At 37.1% G+C, this 24,066-nt stretch carries 25 protein-coding genes; 4 read left to right on the forward strand and 21 right to left on the reverse strand.

From position 1 onward, the window contains the following. Positions 1-18: 18 nt before the first annotated feature. From V3595_RS22465 to V3595_RS22480, 4 genes are all read right to left on the reverse strand, one after another. Complete coding sequence (locus V3595_RS22465; protein WP_485909710.1) at positions 19-2,439, reverse strand: heavy metal translocating P-type ATPase; 2,421 nt, start codon at positions 2,437-2,439, stop codon at positions 19-21. A gap of 91 nt (positions 2,440-2,530) precedes the next feature. Then, entirely contained in the window at positions 2,531-2,770 is a 240-nt protein-coding gene (gene copZ, locus V3595_RS22470) for a copper chaperone CopZ (RefSeq protein ID WP_485909712.1), read from the reverse strand. 120 nt (positions 2,771-2,890) lie between these two features. Next, positions 2,891-3,097 carry a copper chaperone CopZ gene (gene copZ, locus V3595_RS22475; protein WP_137024137.1) on the reverse strand — a complete coding sequence of 69 codons (207 nt, stop codon included), beginning with the start codon at positions 3,095-3,097 and terminating at the stop codon, positions 2,891-2,893. A gap of 17 nt (positions 3,098-3,114) precedes the next feature. Continuing rightward, entirely contained in the window at positions 3,115-3,456 is a 342-nt protein-coding gene (locus V3595_RS22480) for a metal-sensitive transcriptional regulator (RefSeq protein WP_137019483.1), read from the reverse strand. Positions 3,457-3,635: 179 nt separating this feature from the next. Here V3595_RS22480 and V3595_RS22485 point away from each other — a divergent pair, with 179 nt between their 5' ends. Beyond that, positions 3,636-3,794 (forward strand): hypothetical protein, encoded by a 159-nt coding sequence (locus tag V3595_RS22485; RefSeq protein ID WP_485909715.1) that lies wholly within the window; start codon positions 3,636-3,638, stop codon positions 3,792-3,794. A 423-nt stretch (positions 3,795-4,217) separates the two neighbouring features. Here V3595_RS22485 and V3595_RS22490 read toward each other — a convergent pair whose 3' ends face one another. The 17 genes from V3595_RS22490 to V3595_RS22570 form a co-directional block, all read right to left on the reverse strand. Next, the gene (locus tag V3595_RS22490; protein WP_137019481.1) at positions 4,218-5,030 is read right to left on the reverse strand and encodes an alpha/beta fold hydrolase; all 813 of its coding nucleotides are present in this window, start codon (positions 5,028-5,030) and stop codon (positions 4,218-4,220) included. 177 nt (positions 5,031-5,207) lie between these two features. Continuing rightward, positions 5,208-5,657, reverse strand: coding sequence for a CBO0543 family protein (locus tag V3595_RS22495; RefSeq protein WP_485909717.1), 450 nt, complete (start codon positions 5,655-5,657; stop codon positions 5,208-5,210). Positions 5,658-5,779: 122 nt separating this feature from the next. Beyond that, on the reverse strand, positions 5,780-5,881 hold the full coding sequence (locus V3595_RS22500) for an LPXTG cell wall anchor domain-containing protein (RefSeq protein ID WP_096341107.1): 102 nt from the start codon (positions 5,879-5,881) through the stop codon (positions 5,780-5,782). A gap of 305 nt (positions 5,882-6,186) precedes the next feature. Continuing rightward, positions 6,187-6,825, reverse strand: coding sequence for a type 1 glutamine amidotransferase family protein (locus V3595_RS22505; protein ID WP_485909719.1), 639 nt, complete (start codon positions 6,823-6,825; stop codon positions 6,187-6,189). 377 nt (positions 6,826-7,202) lie between these two features. Beyond that, positions 7,203-7,700, reverse strand: a complete 498-nt coding sequence (locus tag V3595_RS22510; protein ID WP_098186443.1) for a PTS sugar transporter subunit IIA — start codon at positions 7,698-7,700, stop codon at positions 7,203-7,205. Positions 7,701-7,920: 220 nt separating this feature from the next. After that, positions 7,921-8,895 (reverse strand): carbohydrate kinase family protein, encoded by a 975-nt coding sequence (locus tag V3595_RS22515; protein WP_063574988.1) that lies wholly within the window; start codon positions 8,893-8,895, stop codon positions 7,921-7,923. A gap of 16 nt (positions 8,896-8,911) precedes the next feature. Further along, positions 8,912-10,384, reverse strand: a complete 1,473-nt coding sequence (locus tag V3595_RS22520) for a sucrose-6-phosphate hydrolase (protein WP_063574987.1) — start codon at positions 10,382-10,384, stop codon at positions 8,912-8,914. A gap of 69 nt (positions 10,385-10,453) precedes the next feature. Next, entirely contained in the window at positions 10,454-11,902 is a 1,449-nt protein-coding gene (locus V3595_RS22525; RefSeq protein WP_485909722.1) for a sucrose-specific PTS transporter subunit IIBC, read from the reverse strand. 193 nt (positions 11,903-12,095) lie between these two features. Continuing rightward, complete coding sequence (locus V3595_RS22530) at positions 12,096-13,091, reverse strand: LacI family DNA-binding transcriptional regulator (protein WP_222620052.1); 996 nt, start codon at positions 13,089-13,091, stop codon at positions 12,096-12,098. A gap of 58 nt (positions 13,092-13,149) precedes the next feature. Next, positions 13,150-13,530, reverse strand: a complete 381-nt coding sequence (locus V3595_RS22535; protein ID WP_098186438.1) for a hypothetical protein — start codon at positions 13,528-13,530, stop codon at positions 13,150-13,152. Between the two features lie 403 nt (positions 13,531-13,933). Further along, positions 13,934-14,407, reverse strand: coding sequence for a DMT family transporter (locus tag V3595_RS22540; RefSeq protein ID WP_485909725.1), 474 nt, complete (start codon positions 14,405-14,407; stop codon positions 13,934-13,936). 15 nt (positions 14,408-14,422) lie between these two features. After that, positions 14,423-14,851, reverse strand: a complete 429-nt coding sequence (locus V3595_RS22545) for a DMT family transporter (RefSeq protein WP_485909727.1) — start codon at positions 14,849-14,851, stop codon at positions 14,423-14,425. Between the two features lie 267 nt (positions 14,852-15,118). Next, positions 15,119-15,394 (reverse strand): hypothetical protein, encoded by a 276-nt coding sequence (locus V3595_RS22550; protein ID WP_485909729.1) that lies wholly within the window; start codon positions 15,392-15,394, stop codon positions 15,119-15,121. Positions 15,395-15,491: 97 nt separating this feature from the next. Beyond that, positions 15,492-16,469, reverse strand: coding sequence for a nuclear transport factor 2 family protein (locus tag V3595_RS22555; protein ID WP_485909731.1), 978 nt, complete (start codon positions 16,467-16,469; stop codon positions 15,492-15,494). 54 nt (positions 16,470-16,523) lie between these two features. After that, positions 16,524-17,480, reverse strand: coding sequence for a TIGR03571 family LLM class oxidoreductase (locus V3595_RS22560; protein ID WP_485909733.1), 957 nt, complete (start codon positions 17,478-17,480; stop codon positions 16,524-16,526). A gap of 19 nt (positions 17,481-17,499) precedes the next feature. After that, on the reverse strand, positions 17,500-17,820 hold the full coding sequence (locus tag V3595_RS22565) for an ArsR/SmtB family transcription factor (RefSeq protein WP_485909735.1): 321 nt from the start codon (positions 17,818-17,820) through the stop codon (positions 17,500-17,502). A 109-nt stretch (positions 17,821-17,929) separates the two neighbouring features. Beyond that, a complete protein-coding gene (locus tag V3595_RS22570) occupies positions 17,930-18,931 on the reverse strand; it encodes an LLM class flavin-dependent oxidoreductase (RefSeq protein ID WP_485909737.1) in 1,002 nt (333 codons plus the stop codon). A gap of 1,014 nt (positions 18,932-19,945) precedes the next feature. On the opposite strand from V3595_RS22570, the gene V3595_RS22575 reads away from it, so the two are divergent. The 3 genes from V3595_RS22575 to V3595_RS22585 all read left to right on the forward strand — a co-directional run bounded on the left by V3595_RS22575 (position 19,946) and on the right by V3595_RS22585 (position 23,703). Continuing rightward, the gene (locus V3595_RS22575; protein ID WP_485909738.1) at positions 19,946-21,313 is read left to right on the forward strand and encodes a purine-cytosine permease family protein; all 1,368 of its coding nucleotides are present in this window, start codon (positions 19,946-19,948) and stop codon (positions 21,311-21,313) included. A gap of 47 nt (positions 21,314-21,360) precedes the next feature. Beyond that, positions 21,361-22,038, forward strand: a complete 678-nt coding sequence (locus V3595_RS22580) for a cyclase family protein (protein ID WP_485909740.1) — start codon at positions 21,361-21,363, stop codon at positions 22,036-22,038. A gap of 195 nt (positions 22,039-22,233) precedes the next feature. Continuing rightward, entirely contained in the window at positions 22,234-23,703 is a 1,470-nt protein-coding gene (locus V3595_RS22585; protein WP_430097571.1) for an aldehyde dehydrogenase family protein, read from the forward strand. Positions 23,704-24,066: the final 363 nt, after the last annotated feature.

Consider the following 24,066-nt stretch of genomic DNA (forward strand, 5'->3'; position numbering starts at 1 on the left):
TTTCTTTTTATAGATAGATTATCCTTTTAACTTAATCCTTTGTAATCTGAGTGCATTTAAAACAACTGAAACTGAACTAAACGCCATTGCTACTCCTGCCAACCATGGTGCCAGAAAACCTAGTGCTGCAATTGGAACTCCTATAGCATTATAAGCAAAGGCCCAAAATAGATTTTGTTTGATATTTCGAATTGTCATTTTACTCATAAAGATGGCATCGGCAATACTATTTAAGTCTCCTCTGATTAAGGTGATATCAGCAGCCTCCATTGCTACATCAGTACCAGTACCGATTGCCATGCCAATATCTGCAGTAGCTAACGCTGGTGCATCGTTAATACCGTCACCGACCATCGCTACTTTCTTTCCAGCTTTTTGAAGCTTTTTAACTTCATCTGCTTTTCCTTCTGGCAGAACTTCTGCTATAACATGGTCAATTCCGACCTCATGAGCAATTGCTTGTGCTGTCTGCTTGTTGTCACCTGTAATCATGACAACTTCCAGACCCATTTCTTTTAACCTTGCAATCGCTTTTGGAGAGGTTTCTTTAATTGTATCCGCGACTGCAATTACTCCAGCAAACTGATTATCAATGGTTACTAACATTGCGGTCTTACCTTGCTTTTCTAAATTTTCCATTTGCGGTAATATATCTTGAATATCAATATTGTTCTTAGCCATTAGCCGGCGTGTTCCGATTAATAAGGATTTGCTTCCAACTGTAGATTCGATTCCAAAGCCAGGAATTGCTTCGAAATGTTCAGACCTGCCTAGTTCAATACCTTTTTCTTTAATGCCCTCAACAATTGCCTCAGCTAACGGATGTTCTGAATTTCTTTCTGCAGCACCGACTAACATTAAAAATTCCTTTTCTTCAAATCCATTTGAGAGGATAACATCTGTAAGGGTTGGTTTTCCATTTGTTACAGTTCCCGTTTTATCAAGGATCACTGTATCCAATCGATGAGTCGTCTCAAGATGTTCCCCGCCTTTAAACAAAATTCCATACTCAGCAGCTCGGCCGGAACCTGCCATAATGGACGTAGGAGTAGCTAGGCCTAGTGCACATGGACAGGCGATAACTAAAACAGCAATTAATTTTTCAAGTGCGACTGCAAACTCTCCCGGACTTACAACAAAGTACCATACAAGAAACGTAATAATCGCTATACCCACTACAATAGGGACAAATATTCCTGAGATGACATCGGCTAAGCGTTGAATAGGCGCTTTTGATCCTTGTGCTTCTTCGACTACTTTGATAATTTGAGCTAAGGCGGTATCTTTTCCTACCTTTGTTGCCTTAACCTTGAGAAATCCATTTTTGTTAATGGTTGAGCCTATTACTAAATCTCCTACTGTTTTATCAACAGGAATACTTTCACCTGTAATCATTGACTCATCTAGGGCAGATCTCCCTTCAAATATTTCTCCGTCTACAGGTACCTTTTCACCTGGTTTAACATAAACGATATCTCCAGCTATTACCTCTTCGATAGGTAAATTCAATTCTTGACCGTCTCTTAAAACAGTGGCTGTTTTGGCCTGCAAACCCATAAGCTTTTTAATGGCTTCCGATGAACGCCCCTTTGCTTTTGCTTCAAATAACTTACCTAATATTATGAGAGTAATTAATACGGCACTTGTTTCAAAATATAATTCAACCATGTGTGTATCGGACCCTATTGACAAAATGCTTAAGTAAACACTATAGAAATAAGCTGCAGAGGTTCCAAGTGCAACTAAAACATCCATGTTTGCACTTTTATTTCTTAAAGCTTTAAAGGCGCCTACATAAAATTGACCTCCAACTAAAAATTGAACAGGAGTCGCTAGTGCGAGTTGGACCCATGGATTCATGAACATCTCTGGTAGCCAAATAAAAGATGTAAATTCAAAATGACTGACCATCGCCCAAAGTAAAGGGATGGACAAAATAGAAGAGAATATGAATTTTCCTGTTTGTTTCTCAATTTCCTTCTGTCTATGATCAACCTTTTCGCCACTAGTTTCTTGCTTTTGTTCTAAACGATAACCTAATTTCTTTATGGCATCCTTCATATCTGGGACCGAAACTTCATCAGGATTATATTCTACAAGCGCTGATTCTAAAGCGAAATTTACAGTTGCATTTTGTACTCCATCTAACTTGTTTAAACGTTTTTCAATCCTGTTAGCACATGCTGCGCATGTCATACCAGATATATCAAATTCAGCTTTTTCACTAACCACTTTATACCCTAAGGATTCAACTTTATCTTTAAGTTGGTTAACACTTGATTTGGATGGATCAAACGTTACTTTTGATTTTTCTAACGCAAAATTTACACTTGCATCCTCTACTCCATCTATTTTTTGGAGACCTTTTTCTATTCTCACTGCACAGGCAGCACACGTCATGCCAGCTATTTGAAGTGTTGTTTCTTTTTTATCGCTCATAACCTTACACTCCTATCACCACATACTACAGTGGGGTTTTATTTTTGGGAAGAAAACGTGCCGGGGCAAGACAGCACGTTTTTTCAATTCCTTAGTGACAACTTTGATCTTTAGGAAATTTACTCAGCTCTACATCATAACCTTGGCCCTCAATAATGTCAGTAATTTCCTTTAAAGAAACTACTTTCGAATCAAATGATACATCTACTTTTTCTTCATTTAAGTGAACCTTAACAAAATGAACTCCATTCATTTTTCCTACATTCCCTTCAATTGAATTAATGCAATGCCCACATGACATTCCTTTCACTGCTAATATTACATTCTCCATTCTTTTGTCCTCCTTAATTTATGTTAGATGATTTATTTTAAATACATAAACCATACCCTCGTATAGTATATGAATATCGGAAAGAAATCGTGCTTTAATCAGCACGTTCTTTATTCATGTTTATTTTACGTCATAACCCTGGTCGTCAATTGTTTCCTTAATAGAATTAAGGGTTACTTCATTTGGATTAAATTCCACTTCCACAGTTCCTGAATCCAAGTTTACTTTCACAGAATTAACTCCAGATAATTTCCCTACACTACCTTCAATCGCTTTAATGCAATGTCCACAAGACATACCCTTTACATTTAAAGTGTTTTTTTCCATATTAACTCAATCTCCTTCTATTTTTTCATTAATTTTTGAAATGTAACCAGTACCTCATCTAAAACCTCTGTATCTCCCTCTTGAATTCTTTCAAGAACACAGCTTTTCAAATGACCCTCCAGTAAAATTCGGGCAACACTATTTAAAGCTGATTGAGTCGCAGCTATTTGTGTAATTACATCGTCACAGTACGTATCTTTTTCAATTAACCCTTTTATTCCTCGGATCTGTCCTTCAACTCGATTTAATCTTGTTACTAAATTATTTTTCACTTTATCTGAATGGTGACTTTTCCTTTCACTCTCTGATGAGCAACATGAATCGATTTCACCAATATTATCAAGACTATCTGAATTCATTGTCAATTTTTCTCAACTCCTTTAACGAAATAATACTATACCCCTCTATGGTATGTAAAGCCCTTTTTATTTATACTTAAAAAATAGTTATTGGACATATTCGCTCAAATCCTCGGGATATAACGAGTGTTTTTTTGTAAATAATAAGATTGTTAAACAATAAATTGAGGAGGACTGGTATGCAACAGGATCAACAAGCTAAAGAGAATTTGGGTTCTATTATGAAACTAGAATTTTCCGGAACTGATGCACAAAAAGTAAAACAAGAAATTCAAAAAGATGTAAGCGAAGGACAAGGTGCAATGACTTCCCGAGAGGCAGGAACAATGCGCGATTAAAAAACTACTCTGAGTGGTTTTTTATTTTTCTGCTTCAAAATTAAACAATTTACATCTCTCATTTCGATTTGATGGAGATGCTGCAAACTTAATGATTAAGCACAGTTGGTTTGAAAGACCACCTCAAGCCATTGACCGTGAATATCTAGCTAAAGAATAAACAAATAAATATAGCAGAAGGTAAGCTACATTAAATTGGGTAACCCTTATTTTTATTGAGCTAACCTGCCCCGTTAGTTCCCTAAGAAAAAGGCTGCCCTAGCTTCTCCCTTATCCTTGGTTATTTGTAAACATCCGCAAAAAAAGAACTGGGTTAATCTCAGTTCCATTTTAGAAAGTCTTGCACTGTATAGGTTTCCCAGCCATCTTGAGCTAAAAATTCCAATTGTCTTATTTCCTTCAGTTTAAATTCCGTCATGGATATTAACGTAGAACCTCGTGCAGCCTCTCAGCAAACTTCTTATGAAGCTCAGAATTGTAGCCCCCATGATGCCCTGGAAACTCCACAAAATTTGCTCCTAGTTGTTCCGTTAAAGCTACCGAGCATCCATAAGCAAAAAATTCTCGTGAAGCAATGCCACCGGCTGGAAGTACCTGTATCGATGAAGATTTTAATACATTCTTCAATTTATCAATATCTAGTGAATAGTTTATAATCCCCGGGATCTCATGTTCAACAAAGTACGTTGAATTATTTAAAAGACGCTCCGTTATCGCATCCTTCGATTTCTCGGAGTTAATTGTGTCCCTTTCCGAATTTGACAATAACTTTAAGACCTCACTTTGATGATTCTTCTTAAGGGATTCCAAGAATAGCTTTGCCTGTACTAGCTCATTGCCGAATAATAATTGCAATAAAACAGGTTCGTGTGGTATCAATATTCGTAGTTGCTCCGGGTGGCGTATGGATAAATCGAGTCCGATGACAGCACCAGAGCTGCTTCCAAATACGTATGCCGGTTCATCGGTCAATTTAGCTAGCAGACGGTGAGCGTCGTCGCTATGTGTCTTCACGTGGTAATTCTCAGTTTCATTGAAGAGACTACTGCGGGAATGTCCACGCCGGTCGTAGGTAACAACTGTGTACCGGTTAGCAAGATTGTCTGCGACAAATTGGAATTTATCTGCGTCTCCACCTCCACCATGAATCATCAAAAGTAGAGGACCAGAGCCACGTACTTCATAATAGAGTTTCGCCCCAGACACTGCCAAAGTTCCGTTCCTGATTCCTATCATTTATATCTCCCCTCTTCTATTTTTCTATTTTGCCCTTAGACATTACCTATATAACAATGTCGTAATTCTATATATTCTTGGGTAACTTTTATAATTCCTTCTTCAACTAAACTGCCCCGATAGTTCCATAAGTAAAAGAGCTGCTGATCAGCTCCTGGTAATGAAGTAAAGCACCCATTAATTTAATAAAATAAACTTACGAACTAATTTGTAATAAACATAAAAAATTGAATAAGCAAATAAATAACTAACACCAGTCCAAATGATATTCCATTCATTCCTGTATACTATTTTCTCTAGACACACTAGTATGTACTCTCCAAAGGTTGTAACTAAAGTAAAAACTAAAAATGCAATAAGAATAGGCATTTTTTTATAGTGAATAACGCAAATAAATAAACAACCAAGTATAGGATAAAGACCTAAATCATACGGAATTCCAGTTAAAGATGACTCTTGAAATACTATATCCATCCTCCAAAAGTAGTTAAATCCAATTTCATTTATTAAAAAGCTAGTAGCTATACCAATTGGATAAAAAATAATGAACAATTTCTTCTGATTTCTAAATAAATATACACCTACAATCCAAGGGAGGATAAATCCAATAATAATATGAAAAAGCATATTTAACCTTCCTTTTTTTAGGATCGCATATATAGCTATTCTGCCCCGATAGTTCCATAAAGAGCTGCCAAAGCAACTCCCTTATTGAAGTAAAGCACCCATTACTTGAATTAGAAATTTAATTAGCTTTTCTTGGTCCTCTTAAAAAATAAATAACCTAATACACCTAAAATTAATGCTATACCTCCGAAAACAATAACTTGATATATAATATCCCCTAACATTACCTGATCCTCCTATTCAAAAAACATTTCCCTAATCTATATACTAGATTTTTCCTAAAAAGGTTTCAACTGATAGTTTGATTCTGAAAGTCTTATTAAACTAAACTGCCCCTTTAGTTCCATAAGAAAAGAGCTGCCTAAAGACAGCTCCGATCTTCAGCTAACGCACCCGTTAGTTTAAGTACAATCATTCACAATCTCTATTAACTTCTCTAAAAATTTTAAGTTATGTACTAAAACTATACTTTGGCATCGCATAAAGTATAGAGGTTATTTCAAGTAAAATAAAACTGCCAAGTTGATTTTTAAAATAACTTATTTATTGAGTTCATTAGTTGGAAGAAGTATTCAGGTTTGTGAGTCTTATTTAGGTTATACCACGAGTGTAATGTATCTGGTGCAAATACATCTATTTTTTTCAGTACTTCCATCGCAAATTCCAAAGGAGCTACTCCTGATGCAGTAACCAAATTTTCACCCGTTACTACAGGTTCCATCTCATAAAAATTTTCTCCTTTATAATTAGGACAGACCATTTTAATATACTCTAAGCTATTGCTTGTATGCTTTCTAGAATCTAGATATCCCATATTCGCTAGTCCCTCAGTAGCACCACAAATAGCAGCAACAATAGTGCCAAGCTTTAAAGCCTCGCCAATTTTTTTCAAGATAGGTTGATGAATAGCTTCTCCCCAAGTATTCCCTCCAGGTAGAATTACAAGATCTTTACTATCAAAGTTACATTCATCAAGAGAAATATCTGGTTTTATACTCAGTCCCCCCATCGTAGTAATAATTTCTTTATTCGCTCCTACTGTAATTACTTTTAAAGGTGCTAAATCTTTTTTGAAATATCTTCCTGAATTTAGTTCAGCAATTAAATATCCATATTCCCAGTCTGACATTGTATTAAATACATATAGATAAACTTTTTTTATTTTCATCTACTAACACTCCAATCATAATTTTCATAGTTTATTTTTTCCACATCAAAAGCTACTCCACCAAAAAAGAACGTACGTTCCTTTTAATCCAATTATATTCCACAATTAACCAATAGTCAATTTCTTATGGAACTATCCTGCCCCTTTAGTTCATTAAGCAAAAAGGTCACCAAATGGCAGCCCCGGAAAACTGCAGTAATCATATACGTGCAAAATAGCACTTAAAATAAGTGCAAATTATCACCTAAAGTAACACAATTCCGTTAAGTTATGATACCAACTTAGTCAAAATAAAAACACCCCATTTCTGGGGTGGACACCTCTTGGTCATATGTTCTTTAGTTCTTTAACGAGTTTCTTCTATTTTACTCCTTCTCCTATTTTAAGGTAACTACCAGAACGGTCGTTTTACCGGCTACAGATTGTCCACTATAGTGATACTCTAAATGTGTCACAATGTCTCCATTGGTAATGATCATCGGTGTAATAGTACTTGATGCTTTTTCCTTTACCAGTTCAAGGCTGTAGGTGACCAATATGTCTCCTGCTTTAACCTGGTCACCTTCTGCCACACAAACGGAAAACCCTTCTCCTTTCATGTTAACCGTGTCCAATCCAATATGAATCAATATTTCCAGCCCTTCTGCCGTTTCCAATGCAATGGCATGCTTCGTCGGGAAGACATTGATGACTTTTGCATCAGCCGGCGCCACTACCTTCCCTTCGATAGGAAAGAAAGCAATACCATCTCCCATCATTTTCTGTGAAAAAACTGGATCCGGTACATCTTCAAGCTTTAAAATTTCTCCTTCAATTGGCGATACTAATTTTATTTCCGAATTTTTTGTTTTTTTTCCAAATAAGTTTTTTAACAAGGTAATACCTCCCATTATTTTTAATATTTTGGCTGAACAGCAAAATTCTTAAGCAATCACTTTTTTGATTTGTTCTTTTAGCTGGTCTGATTTCGGTCCAAAAATTGCCTAGATTTTATTTCCTACCTCCAAAACGCCCGCAGCTCCAAGGCCTTTTAATCGGTCCTTATCAACTTAGCAAGCCAATCGGTCGGTACTTATCCGTGTAGGGCAGGCGCCATTATTGATCGATTTGCTGCAGTTGATAAATCGCTTCTTTGGCCGGAATGGAAGAGATTGCTCCTTTTCCAGTCGTAGTAAGAGCACCACTAGCGTTTGCAAAGCTTAGGATTTCTTGGTGATGAAGTTCAAGAACTTCTTCCAGATTTCCCTGCCGAACGTCTTTTTCTAATAACTGATACAGCAAGCCTCCGATAAATGCATCCCCAGCCCCTGTTGTATCCTGTACGCCGACGCGATACCCGGTTGATTCGTATTTTTTACCTCTTACATATAATTCGGCACCTTGAGCTCCTTTTGTATAAATTACTGCTTTAACAGCACCAGTAAATAACGAAGAAACTGCTTTTCCTTTGTCAGTAATCCCGGTAATAAACTCAAGCTCTTCATCAGAAATTTTCACAATATGAACCATTGGAACAAACTCTAAAATCGTTTTCCGGCATTCTTCAGGATCAGTCCAAAGCGGAAGGCGGACATTTGGGTCAAAGCTGATGATTCCGCCTTTTGCTTTTACAGAAGTAATGGCTTTCACATGCGCATGCTTCATAGGACTTTCCACTAAATCGACTGAACAGAAGTGGAGGAGGTCGCCGTTTGCAAACCAGCTATCGTTAATTTCAGTCTCATGAAGCAGCAAATCTGCAGAAGGATTGCGGTAGAAAGAGAAATCACGTTCACCATTTTCAAGCAAAGATACAAAAGCAAGGCCTGTGTTGGCTTCATTCGTTCTCGTAATTTTATCTATTTTCACGCCGGCTTGCTGCAATTGTTCTAAAAGAAAGTCCCCAAATGAATCCATTCCGAGCTTAGTAATTATCGATGCATTGCCGCCATTTCTGGCAACTGATACAGCAACATTCGCTGGAGCGCCTCCTGGAGCACGCTCGAATTCCATTACATCTTTTAGTGCGATTCCTTTTTGAAGGGGGATAAAATCAATTAATACTTCACCGATTGCATATAAATTTCTCATACCTTACCTCTCGCTTTCATACATAACTCCATTTTTTTGCTTGAAAAGTGGTGCTTCCAGATAATGCAAAGAAACGAATTTCATTTCTGTTTTCACGAGGGAAAATCCGGCTCGTGAATACTTCTTCACCGTCATTGATGAAAATCTCAACAGAAGAGGTATCTACAAATAAATGAAACTTAATTTTTTTGGTATTCACAAAGCATTTTCGGATTGTTCCATAAGCTTCTCCAACGGTCTCACCTGAAGAAGAGCGGTCAAGAATGACTTTTTTCTCTACAGTATCATATTTAATGACCGTTTTTTCATCATCACCGGCCCTGAATTCAATACCAAATTCAACGGCATCGTTGTTTTCAAATTCACATACCATTTCATAGGATACTCCTTTGAATTCTTCATACATGTTCTTGGTGTTCTTCAAAACACCTTTTACTTCAGTTTCCTGCCTGCGTAGCGCTTGAAGTTCCTGCACTGGCCGCTGAATCAGTTTGCCGTTTCGAACAGATAATTCTCTTGGCAGTGTTAAACAATGCGCCCAGCCATTTTTGTCTGTGGGTAGGTCGATTTCAGGCAAGCCCATCCATCCGACAAGGATACGCCTTCCGTCAGGATTAACCATTGTTTGCGGCGCATAAAAATCAAAGCCTCTGTCAAGCTCCTGAAAAGAGCCATGTGATAATGAGTGGGTTATTGTATCTAGCTTGCTGCCAATAACATAACCGGATTGATAAATATTGTGGTAAAGGTCTCCCTTGGGCTCCAAACCTTGTGGAGAAAACATCAGTACACCATAGTTTTGCAGTTCAAAATAATCTGGACATTCCCACATATATCCAAAAGTTCCAAGGTCAGTTTGTAACTCTCCTTCAAATGTCCAGTTTACTAGATTGGAGGAACGATATAGGACGACACATCCTGTTTTGTCTTTCCGCTGTGCACCGATTACTGCATAAAAGGTATCATTTTCTCTCCAAACTTTCGGGTCGCGGAAATGATTAGTATATCCTTCTGGTACGTCCCGAATGAATGGATGGGTCAATTTTTCAATTTGTCCCGTTTTCTCCATGATGGCGATACATTGATAGGGATGTCTTTGCCAATTCTCATCACGGGTGTTGCCGGTATAAAATAAATATAGTTTTCCTTCATATTCAATAGCACTTCCGGAATAGGCTCCATGGCTGTCATAATAATCATCCGGTGCGATCCCGATGCCGGCATTTTCCCAAGAAACAAGATCTTTTGATTTCGTATGATACCAATACTTCAACCCATGTACAGGACCAAGTGGAAACCATTGGTAGAATAAATGGTACTCGCCCTGATAAAAAGAGAAGCCATTAGGGTCATTAAGTAGGCCGGATAAAGGCTGTATATGAAAGGTTTGTCGCCATGTGCATTCATTTACTCTTGTTTGCAAATTTTGCAGCTCTACCTGATTAACATCTTCAACGCGGCGATAACGCTGTTCTTTTGTCCATCCCATGTGATCAGACTCCTTTAAAAAATCAGAGGACTGTTCCTTGTTTCGAACAGCCCTTTTCATATTAATAAATTAGGCTGCTTCTTTTCGAGAAAGGGCAGCAACTTTTTTATCTGTCCGATTTGCTAAACTGAATGTTGCGATAAAGGCAACAGCAAAGGAAATGGCCATACCAATTATATAAAAGATAATTGTATCTGTTTTTATGGAAATAATCCCTGGTAGACCTGCAGCGCCAAGTGCAATCGCCTTTACTTTGAAGAAGGTGACGAAAGCAGAAGCCACTCCTGAACCTATAATTGCTCCAATAAATGGATACTTCAGTTTTAAGTTAACACCGAACATTGCAGGTTCTGAAATCCCTAAAAGAGCCGAAATACCCGCTGCAGATGCCGTGCCTTTTGTTTTTTTATCTTTCGTAATGAAAGTAACTGCAAGGGTTGCTGCACCTTGAGCAATATTGGACATTGCTGCAATTACGAAAATAAAAGAGCCCCCAGTTTTTGAAATATCAGAAAGTAATTGTGTTTCTACAGCAATAAAGCTATGATGCATACCTGTGATAACGATTGGTGCGTAAAGAAGTCCAAATATAGCTCCTCCGATAAAACCAGTTCCATCATATAAGAAGATGAGACCGTCTGTTAATAAGTTCCCTGTAGCACGAGTAATCGGTCCTACTACTGTGAACGTTAAGATACCAGTAATAAAAATTGTCAATAATGGTGTTAGAATATTGTCTAGTGCGGAAGGAATGACTTTTCGCAAATACGTTTCTATTTTTGCTAAAATAAAGGAAGCAACAAGTACTGGCAACACAGTGCCTTGATATCCAATTTTTTCAATTTCAAATCCGAGAATATTCCAGACCTGAATTTCACCGCTTAATAAGGCTCCTCCGTATCCCCAACCATTCAATAAGTCAGGGTGAACCATTAGCATTCCAAGTGTAGCACCCAGATAAGGATTTCCGCCAAACCGCTGTGTGGCAGAGAAACCGATTAAGATTGGAAGGAATACAAATGCTGCGTTGGCAAATGTATTAATTAGAGCTGCTAAATCTGCGAATCCCGGGTTAGCTTCGACAATGGATTGCCCTGCGATAAATAAGTCAGGTGCTGTGAGCAAGTTGTTAATCCCCATCAATAGACCGCCGGCAACAATTGCAGGAATAATAGGAACAAAAATATCAGAAAGCATTTTTACAAAGCGCTGAAGCAGATTCATTTTCTTCGAACCAGCATCTTTTACATCTTTCGTCGACATTTCAGTAAGTCCAGTTAGCTTTGAAAACTCTTTGTATACTTCATTAACAGTTCCCGCACCGATAATAATCTGGTATTGTCCTCCAGTTGAATATGTTCCCTTTACTGCATCCATCTCATCTAGTTTTGCTTGATCGACTTTATCTTCATCATGTAAAGCTAAGCGGAGCCGAGTCGCACAGTGTGCTGCAGCTGCCACATTTTCTTTCCCGCCGATTGCCTCCAATATTTCCTGGGATACTTCTTTATAATTCATAATGATCCTCCTTTTAAAAGTTTATAAACGCTGACTTGGAACCGGTTCCGTTTGAATTCAAAAAAATATATGAATATATTAAGCAACGGAACCGGTTCCAGCATAAACCAAAAAAATATAATATCAACAAGTTGATTCACAGAAACCGGTTACATTTTAGAAGAGAAATATTTGGTAACCGATTTCATTTTGATTATAATCGGTGTAGTAAACGATTGTCAACGCTTTCTCTTTCAATAATTTTATATTTTGATAGAGATAATTTTGGTAATTCTTCCCCGTTAACAAGCTTTACGATACTTTTAGCTGCCATTTGTCCTGCTTCTTTGTAGTAAAATTTCGCTGTAGTTATGCCTGGGTGTATCATCTCTGTTACTTCATAACCTCCAAATCCAGTGATCGACAAGTCTTCTGGGATTTTTAAACCTCTTAAATAAGCTGCTTTCAAAGCACCAATTGCTATATTATCAGTTGCACATACGATAATAGAGGGAGTGAATTCCTCAATAATAGAGGGGACATTGATTAATGCATCTGTTATGCTGAAGCTTGTTTCATAATACCTTACTTCACAGTCTGATTTTTCATCTATCGCCCGCTGAAATCCTTTTTTTCGCATGACTCCTACAGCAATATCTTTTCCTGTTACGCCCAAAAAAGCAATCTTACGGTGACCTTTTTCCAGCACATGTTTTCCGAGATCATATGCTGCTTCATAATCATTGTGTATGATGCTGTGAATTGTTTCATGCTGCTGACCAACCAGTAAAACGGGCAAGTGCAGCTCTTTGAAGGCCTCTAAATGGGCGTCTGTAACTTGGGATGGAAGCAAAATCATTCCCGCAACCTTTTGCTTAGCCAATGTGTAAATATTTTCAATTTCCCGATCTAAATCCTGACCGGTATTTGAGATCAGCATTTGATAATTTAGTTCTCTTAATTGTTCATCAATGCCAATTAACGTATGAGAAGAAGCATACGAATCAAGTCTCGGTACGATGGTACCGATTATATTAGTTTTCTTTGCTTTTAAACTTTGAGCGAAGGCATTAGGAGCATAGCTGGTTTCATTTATCACACGTTCGATTTTATTTTTCGTTGCCTCACTAACAGAACCATTATTTAGATAACGTGAAACTGTACTCTTAGCAACTCCGGCAAGCTTCGCGATATCAGTAATTGTAACCAAAGCATTCATCTCCGTCTTTATATGGATTTATTTATTATACACCAATATGTTTAGTAAATTACAACGTTATCATTGCAAATTCAAATGTAAACGCATTCACGTCCAAGTAGGGGGTGTGAAATATGGAAATTAGTAAAGAGGTTACATTTATACAATGATAAATAGAACTAACCATTAAGAGAGAAAAAATCCTTTCTTTTCTATTTAGCTCTCTTCCAAGAAATACACCCATAAGTTCATTATAATAGTATTCTTTATCACTAAATAACGCTTGAAACTCCTTATCATCTGCGAAATCATTAAAAAACAAGTCCATTGAACTGTCTTTTCTTACCCAAGCAATTGCTTCTATATATGGAGTGAACTCATATTTCCAATTATCTACATGAAGGTGATTACCAGTATAGTTTTCATCATTAAAATAATCTTGATTATTCATTGACTTACCCCCGAAAACTCAACTATTAGCAGAATTATACCATAGGACTTATTGTTCTAACCTGCTCCGATAGTGTAATAAAGAAAAAGCTGCCTTAAAGACAGCTCCGATCTTCAGCTAACGCACCCGTTAGTTTTAGTAGATTTCTTCACATACTTTTTAGTATTTCAGTTAATACAGGAATGCTGCCCCTTTAGTTCTGTAAGAAAAAGGTTGCCGCAGCAACCTCCGTTATCTTAATAATCGGTTTTATTTATCATTATCAAGAAAAGTTTTTATTTCCCAGTAAGGAAAGGTATTAACAGTTCAATAATGGGTCAATTTCTTGAAAAGAAGTATGGAATTAAATCCATTCTTTCATTTTTCCCTAATTCAATTTTTAGTTCTTTTATGTCTCAAACCATTATGCTACTTTATGTTCCTGAATCCCCTGCGTTTCAGGTCCAGTTTTCAGAGTAAAATATAGCGCTATAAACATTAGTACTAAACCTGCTAAACGTTTCATCTCAAAATGAATGACCGCATTTCCAAACCATCCAAAGTTATCAATCACCATGCCAGTTACTAACTGACCAATAATAACCGAAATAACGACAGCACCTACTCCAATTTTTGGAACAGTAATAATCGATAGTAATACATATGCTAACCCAAAAAAAGCACATAAAAGCTGCCAAGTGGGTGCTTCAGAAATAGCAATCATATCTACCTTTCCAAATAGAACAACTACAATCAACATTATTACAGTTCCAAAGAAGTAGTTAACCACTGTACTTTCCAACGATCCTGCCTTTGCAGCAAAAGCTGCATTAATTGGGGCCTGAGTTGCTAAAACTGCTCCGGATATCAGCGTAAGAATAATAATAAGAATACTCATAACATACCTCTCCCTTTAATATACAAGATAGAGCGATACGGCTAATAATACAATCGCAATACCTTTATTTTTATTGAATTTAATTTTAGAAGATCCAAGCCACCCATGATGTTCTATCATTGTACTCATAAAGATCTGCCCAGCAAGAGCAGCAATAACTGAAATTCCTACCCCAACGATTGGCACACTAATGACAAGCATCAGATTATAGAAACTTCCTAAACTACCACCAAGCAATTTCCACTTTGGTACTTTGAACACCTGACTTAAATCACCTTTACCAAAGAACAACGTAACTAATAATATAGTCATAAACCCTATAGTAAACATAAATAAGGTGGTTTCTATCTCACCTATATTTCGTCCTAATGTTCCCCCTATTGCCCCTTCAATACTTAATGAAGCACCTGCTACAAGGGCTAAAAAATAAAATAGTACCTTCATGAATATTCTCCTATTCTTTTTCATGCATGCGCATGCATGTAATTTCATCTAATCCTCTTTTTATACATTACTCTAGCGAGCAACTTGTTCAGGTTGCAGACATCAACGACTGTTTATCTCGGCTAGCATATCTTTATAATGTTTATATAGAACGAGTGGAACCTATAAGAATTAACCTATTATACAGGCAAAGAAAGTTTATCAATAAAAATGCTTATATTAATCATCTACCTTATATTACAAGGTAATAAAACAAAGGAGAAACATTCACATTTGTGTTTTATTTACTTTTATCCAAAACTTGTGAAGTCTACTTATTAATCTTTCTTTTCCAAATTTTCCAGAACCTTTTTCATCTCCATATACGTGCTTAAGAAAACATAGAACATATTGCCTTCTACATGCAATATCCTGAACTTTCTTATTATAAAACCACTGTTCAATGGTGTTATAGACGCCACGATTTATACCAAACCTATCTTGGCAGTGTCTAAAAAAGTGCAAATCAGTTTTATTGACCATCTTCTCTTGTACCTCGTTCATAACAATACACTCCGAATATATTTGACGTTACTCTAACTTTTAAAGTAATGTTTTCTGCTTTTGTAAGAACTTAAATAGGTCTGTAAAGTATTTGTTCCTAAATACTTTTGTCCCCGTGAATCCAACCTGGAATATAGTGAAGCCACTCGAACTTCCACACTCCCCCATCACGGCGTAGTCGACTTTCATAACGAGCACCAAAAATCGTAGCATCTAAGGTCTCCCTAGTCGGAACGAACGGTACAACTCGATAGATGTCCATCGTTGCAGTATCTCCTATAACGTTCACACGAAAATTTGTAGCTGCATGTTGCATGTAGGGATGTCCTGAACGTAAGATTTTCAACAAGCTGACAATCTCCTTACGTCCATTCATAGGACCAAATGGAGACATATCCGCTTTTGCATCCTCAGTAAATACAGTTGTCAGTAAGCTAAAGTCAGCTTGGTCCAATGCCCATGAATATCGAATGTACGTTTCAGCGACCTGCTCTTCGTCAGTTCCACGCTCGTCAGGATTTTGAAAAACCCTCCAAGGTGCATCCAACTCACTTAGTATTGTCGGTGCAACTATTTTTTGATGCCAACCGACCGTACCATCAGCCAACTTCCAATTCATTACATAGTTTTTGTTGCCGCTCTGCCAATCGAGTTCGAAACGAAGATGTGAAATTTTCCAACCCTCAGTGGTACGTACATATGTGTTAACAAAATGGCCACCGAATAAAAAGGTGTCAAGTTTTCCTTTTCCAATATCATTAGCGAGGACCCCCATAAGGTATGCACTTTGTTGAGCGCGTCCATCGGATATTGCCACGTAAGAATTAGTTATTTTATACCGCATCACATCAAGTTCAGGTCCGCGATGGTTCAAACCTGCTACAATTGCCTCCACACCTTTAAATTGACCTAAATGGCTAAAATTCACTTCTGCATCAGGTGTAAAGTAACTTTTAATCGAAGAAATATTATTTACCTCAAGCGCCTTTGAAAACGTGAAAATGATATGTTGAATCTCAGCACGGTTAGAGCCGTATTCACTGAATTCAGTGTTAAAATTATTATTTAAATTCACTTTATTTCTCACTCCTATATTCTTAAAGTGGATCATCAACCATGACGCTTTTCTTTAAAATTCATGTGTAGGAAAATAGGGTAAAATCTCTTCTCCAATTTCCTGAATCATCTCTTCCATTGGCCGTCTAGCAAAATAAGGGACGAATGCCAAATGATTCACTCCGATTTTTTGAAATTGATATAATAATTCCAATAAGTGGTTCCTCCCCAAACGATAACCCAAGGGGATTTGTGTTGGTATTTCATCGGAATTTTCCGATAAATCGATATATAAAGTTTGAGTAAACGGTTTAAATGCTCCCGGGCTTTTTATGTCTGTTAGTGCACGATAATTTCGAATTAATGAGGCTTGCTCTTCAATACTCCGTGGGTATTGAATCCAGCCGTCCCCGTTTTCAGCAATCCACTCCATGGATTGCTGGCTAAACCCTGTCACCATTGTTGGAATGGTGGAAACAGGGTTTGGCATTAGTTTCATACTCCTGCCATCTATGAAACCTAGATTAGAATCAATCGTTGGGTGTTCTTCCTTAAGTAATCGATTAAGGAAATCAAAACTCTGTTTAAATATGCGTCCTCTTTCTTCTCTTTCTATTCCTAAAGCAGTAAAATCTTTTTGTCGGTCTCCTGAAGCAACTCCCATAATAAGACGATCAGAAAACAACCGGTCGATAGACGTTGCTTCTTTTGCTACTCGAATGGGATGACGCAACGGAAGAACCACACTTGATGTTCCTATTGCAATATGATTTGTACGAGCAGCTAAGTAAGTTAAATAAATCCATAAATCATAAAGTTGCCCATGATCGTTAGAATTAAGGTCTTGCATCGTAACATCCCGCAACCAAATTGCTGAAAATCCTAAATTTTCTATTTTACGAGCGAGTTCTACTGTATTTTCCATTCTTGGGGGCTGATTTGTCATCGGTTCAAAGGGTGTTAAAAATCCAAGAGTCATTTTATCTTTTTGATACATCCGATTAAAGGCCCTATGCTGTTCGAGACTCATATAATCCCTCCTATGATAATTACAGGTTTTTACCGATAAAACCTTCTAATTGTTTAATCACTTCTTCATTTCTACGATAATAGGTCCACTGGCCAATTCGTTTCATCTCTAAAAGACCACTTTGCAGCAACAGCGATAAATATTGAGAAGTCGTTGACTGCCCCAGACCTATCTTATCTCGTATATCTCCCACACAAACCCCTCCTAAGAAATCGTCTCCCTTATGGATATGGACTTGAGAAGGAAAATTTTTTTCCGGCTCTTTTAGCATTTGTAAAATTTTCAACCTAGTTGCATTTGATAATGCTTTAAACATATCTACTAATTTTTCATCATTCATTACTTGTTGATCCTCCATCATTCACCAGTATCCTTTCTTTAGACAAGAGACGCTCCTTTTAGAAACAATTATTTATTTCAGCAAGTTAAGAAGCCAATGAGGAAGATAATTATTCACTAACAGCTTCTTTTAACAATTTAAAGGAGCGTTTTCGTTTTTCAAAATCGTAAATAGGTGTAATTGCCATTAGTTCATCAATAGAGAACTTATTCGTTAATTCCTTTATTTTTTGAGCTACAGTTTCTTTAGAACCAATAATATATGTTTCTTTGACAGTTTCTATTTCTCGTTTTTCAGACGGATTTATAACATGTGAAAGTGCTATTTCTGGATCTACTAGACGCGTGAGTCGCCCGCGGTGTAAGTAGTAATTAAACCGCAATGCACTTTCGGCAATTTTTTCCCCTTCTTCATCGGTGTCTGCAACAATAATCTTCATTGTTACCAGTACTTGTGGTTTATCTAGATATTTGGATGGTTTAAAGTTATCAACATATAACTTTAACGCCTGTTCCATTCCCCCTGGCTGATAATTAATGAATTGCGCAAACGCGTAAGGTAATCCTTTTTCTGCAGCTAAAAGGGCCGAAGAATTACTTGTACCAAGTATCCATAAATTTGGTTTTTTCTCTATTACAGGTGTTGTTTCTAAACCTCTTAAGGGATGGGTATCAGGCAACCTGTCCTGTAGATATTCTATTAGTTGATCAATTTGTTCAGGGAAAATATCAACATTTCTAGCTCTTTCACCTTGCAGAGCTATAGATGATAAATGATGACCACCAGGTGCACGTCCCACACCAATATCTACCCTACCTGGAGCGAGTGCACCCATAACCTTAAAGTTCTCTGCTACTTTGTATGCACTATAGTGTGGTAACATAACGCCACCAGTACCTACTTTAATATTATCTGTTTTAGCTAACAAATGGCTAGCAAGAATTTCAGGAGAAGATCCAGCTAACGCATCTGTACTATGATGTTCTGATAACCAGTAACGGTGGTATCCTAATTTATCAACATATTTTGCAAGTTCCACTGATTGTTCAAAACCTTCTTCTGCTGAAATACCTTCTAATAACTGAGTTTGATCTAATAAACTAATTTTCATTAGTATTCTCCTTCCTATTATTTATTAGTACGAATAACAGTACGAATAACAAAAATATATCGATAAATTTGAATATATCGATATCCATGTGAAAGTCATTCATCTATCGGAAGACTAAAATGATAAGTTAATCGTAATATTCCGATATACAGATATTATAGTTTCTTATTAACTTTGTCAACCAACATATTTTTTCTTTTATCTTTCAGGTTTTAGACAAAGTCGACTTTAATAAATTTCGGGCTGATCGAAAACGTTTGTCTACACGATCTTCAACAATCTGGCCCTTTGATGGAATAAAATTACTGATGTTTTTAAACAACTTTATTTTCACTTACAGTATTTCTTATGGAACTATCCTGCCCGTTAGTTCCATAAAGAAAAAGCTGCCTTAAAGACAGCTCTGATCTTCAGCTAACGAAGTTATTTAATTCGAGTGGCGAATAGCTAATAATCGTCCCCTAATCAAGTTTAGCGAAAGCTACCCGAATTGTCATTCTAACATCCAATAGGTTCCCCTCCTTTTATTTCTATGGATATTGATTAAAATATTAATTAAAAAGAGGAAATAATCAAAAATTAAATCAGAAAATAAGGATTTGCTTAAATTTTAAATCAATATATCAAAAAAACTAGCTAAAATGGCTGTCAATATCTGCGAAGTAAGTTGGCGCGAATCTTGCTTAAGTAATATGTAAATTGATATTTTTCAGACGTTTATTCAAGAAAAAGGAGTGTTAACTTACTTATGAAAAACATGGGGGCGTTCACTATGCTGTAACCAAAAGCCATTGCCAGTGCGTCTACAATAGTTTTGATAAATGTGAAGATAACTTAACGTCGTCCAAAGCTATTAAAGGCTATTATCAGACTGAAAATGCAAACAAAGTATTGTCAAAAGAAATCAATACAATTGAAGGTAAAGACCTAATAAGCTGAAATTGATTAAAGCCAAATGATAAAATTCTTGCTCGTAATTAATGCAAAATTTTAGTGAAATAGGGAGAGAATTGAATGTCGAATTTACCTGAAACAAATGGCATAGATCGTATGAGACCAATCGCTATGAATGAAAGGTCAATGAGTTGGTTCTCTACTTTATTTCTTTGGTTAGGCTCTAATGTTGTAGTAACCACAGTATTTTCTGGCATGCTGTTTGTTCCTGACATGGCATATTCAAAAGCGCTTACAATAATTTTAATCGGAACGTTAGTAGGTGGAATACCATTAATTTTAATGGGGAATATAGGGACCCGCACCGGCTTACCCACCATGATATTGGCTCGAGGAGCCTTCGGTCAGCGTGGAGCAGTATTGCCTACAGCCGTGAACACTCTTGTACTCATCGGCTGGAGTTGGGTTCAGGCATATATGGGGGCTCTGAGCCTAAATCAAGCGGTATTTTATTTGACAGGATACAGCAATATTAATTTATTTACGATTCTAACTGAAGCGGTAGTTGTTCTTTTGGCTATGTACGGCCACCGTGTAATTGAGAGCGCGGAAAAATTCATCGTTAGTTTAATGGTTATACTGGTTGTTATCGTTTTTGGTTATATGTTTATTAAATTTGATGCAGGAAGTTTAATTCAAATGACAACAATCCATAATACTTCCATAACTGCTATAGTGGCATTCGATCTTGTGGTTGCAACTGTTTTTTCCTGGATGCTTATGGTAAGTGATCATAATTGCCATTGTAAAACAGAAAAAGGCGGTATGAGTGGAACTTATTTTGGGTTTAGTGCCGCAACATTTATTGCGATGACACTTGGGGCAACTGTCTCTGGATTTTCACTATTGAATAATATGACACGAACGTATGACCCAACTGTTTTAATCGGAGAATCCAATCCAGTTTTTAGTCTTGTTGCAGCGCTAGTTATCTTCATCTCCGTTGTATCAACGAACACAATGGTTTTATATAGTGCCACAATTTCATACTTAGCGATTTTTAAGAAACAGAGATTCTGGAAAGTTGCGCTAACAATAGGAATCATTTGTATATGCGGTGCCCTGCTTAAAGATTGGTTACTTTCGAATTTCCAAGGCTTTCTAATAATGATTGGAAGTCTTTTTATACCAGTTGTCTCTATTATGTTGACAGATTACTACCTTCTTAAACGCAGGCAGTATGATGCTTCTGAGATTATTTCTGGCGAGAACAAGCTTTACTGGTATAGGAATGGGACTAACTATGTTGCTTATATTTCTTTTATTATCGGAGCTGGATTCTCTTATTACTTTACCTACGTACAACCTCTTTCCATAGGAACTACAATAGTAACCTTCCTGCTTACCTGCGTAGTTTATTCAGGGCTAATGAAAGTTACGGGAAAGATCAGGGTGCAGGAAGAAAGCAAAGAATCTGAAGTCATATAAAAAATTAACAATTTATATGCGTGGGATGCAGAAAGGGAGGCATAGTTATGCTTAAAGTTGAAAAAATTGTTGATTTATCTCTCCAATTAACGAATGATACACCTATTTATCCTGGAGATCCTGAACCGAACATTAGTGTTGCTACAACTATAGAAAGGGACGGGTATAATCTTCTTCATATACATCTTGGTTCCCAAACAGGCTCTCATGTAGATGCACCATACCATTTTATTAATGAGAGCCAACGTATTGATGAATCAGATTTGCGTTTATTTATTGGGATTGGAGTAGTAATTCCAGTAACAGAAAAAGGGGAGGAAGAAGCTATTACCCTGAAAGATGTGGAACCTTACTTGGATCAACTGGCTTCTGGAAAAATCGTTTTGTTTTATACAGGTTGGTCACAATATGTAGGGAAGGAACCATTCTTTCGTCATCCTTATGTTCATGAAGATGTCATTCATGAAATGATAAAAAGGGGAATTCGCTCATTTTTCATCGATACAATCAATATCGATCATACAGGTGGTACAGAATTTCCTATCCACGATGCAGTGGCCAAGGTAAACGGAATCATCGCGGAAAATCTAACTAATTTTGGAGCGATAGATTTTCCTAATCCTCTCATCAGCGCTTTTCCATTACGGATTGTAGGGGCGGATGGTTCACCTGTACGAGCCGTAGCAATGAAAGTTGATTATAAAACCGATACACAAAAAAAATGATCGATAAGGATTCGATCTCCTTACTTTCAAGCTATTATAAAAGTTATCCTCAAATACTGTCAGGTCATAAAAGTATCCTAAGAAGGTAGTAACTACCTTTATACCAATTTTGGACACTATTTACACAAGAACTTCAGCTACCGAAGTTATAGAGGACTTAGCTGATTAATTAAATTTTTAGGGAGAGTGTGTCATTTGAAAAAACTATTAGAAAAATGCGACCAATTATACATTAACGGACACTGGCTGAAGGGTGAAGGCGAAAAAAGAGTTCTGTCCAATCCAGCTAATGAGGAAATCTTGACTGAGATACACGAAGCGAGTGTTGAGCAGGTCGAACTGGCCATACAGGCAGCTTCCGATGCTTTCCGAACAAACGATTGGGCAATCAATAAAGAAAAAAGAATTGACACTCTGAAAAGAATAGCCCAACGCTTGGAAGACGCAAAAGACGATTTGACTAAATTGGAAGTTATTAATACAGGCAAGCCATATAATGAAGCAAAACTGGACATAGAAGATTCAATTGCATGTTTGCGCTATTATGTGAATTTAATAGTTGAAAAGCAGCCAAGACGTATCGAAATGGAAGATGGGTCTGTCAGTGAAGTTTACAAAGAACCTATCGGTGTCTGTTCGTTAATTGTTCCCTGGAACTTTCCTTTTTTACTTGGGATGTGGAAAATAGCACCGGCTCTTGCAGCCGGAAATACAATCGTGTTTAAACCCTCGGAAATTACGCCTTTATCAGCAATTCTGTTTACAGAACTGCTAGATCAATGCGATGTGCCGGATGGTGTGTTTAATTTAGTTTTAGGTGCTGGTAAGGGACCCGGTGAAGCTCTGGTGACTAGCGATAAAGTGGATAAAGTCTCATTTACTGGTGGTTCGGAAACTGGAAGAAAAATTAACGAATTATGTGCTCAATCGTTTAAACGGGTATCTTTAGAGCTTGGAGGAAAATCACCTTTTCTTATTTTTGATGATGTGGATGCTGATTTAGCAGCTGAATTGGCTATTTATGGTGCATTTTTAAATCAAGGGGAGGTTTGTGTGGCATCTTCCCGATTACTTGTTCATGAAAACCTTTATGAAACATTTTTAGGAAAACTTGATGAAAAGCTTCAAAAATTGAAAATTAATGATCCATTTGACGAAAATACGGAAATGGGTGCCATTATTTCAAAAGAACATTTGGCCAAAATTGAGCGGTATATTTCCATTGGAAAAGAAGAAGGAGCAACCCTATTATGCGGTGGAGAGCGTTTAAATCGCAAAGGCTTATATATCACACCAGCTGTGTTTACGAACGTAAAACAAAATATGAGAATTGTTCAAGAGGAAATATTTGGTCCGGTTGTAACAGTTCAATCTTTCCGTACGGAAGAAGAAGCCATTGAATTAGCAAATGACACGAAATTTGGCCTTGCTGCGGGGATTTTATCTGGTAATCAGGAACGAGCACAAAAAATAGCTGGGGAACTTAAAGCGGGAACGATTTGGATTAACAGCTATCATACACCATACGTGGAAGCGCCTTGGGGAGGGTACAAACATAGCGGAATCGGGAGAGAGCTTGGCCCAGAAGGATTGGACGGTTTTTTGGAAACAAAACACGTAAATACACAAAAAAGTGTAGAATCACTCGGTTGGTATAAATTTTAAAGGGCTAGAAGTTCTTCAAAAAGAAAGAATACTACTTTATATTATATTTATATTTCAATGCGGTAATACCTATTGAAGTGTTACCGCACTTAAACGCCCTTTCTTCCCCGTTTGTTGGATAAGAAACTTCTATGGCGGATCTTCACCGCCACCATCTACGACAAACCTGCTCATTACCCCAAAATAAAGTCTAACCCATTATATTCAGCAAAAATAGTAAGCATTTTACATATAAGCGACCTTATAGAATGAAAAAAGAATCTTCGATTTGAAGTGAACCCAAAAAGTTAGACACTTTATTTACTTAGGCAGCCTTGAGGGCATGAACCCGGTAATCTACCGGGCTCATGCCTTTTAATTTTA

Source organism: Bacillus sp. CFBP9009, from assembly GCF_036541465.1.
In the GTDB taxonomy this organism is placed as follows: Bacteria; Bacillota; Bacilli; order Bacillales; family DSM-1321; genus Peribacillus.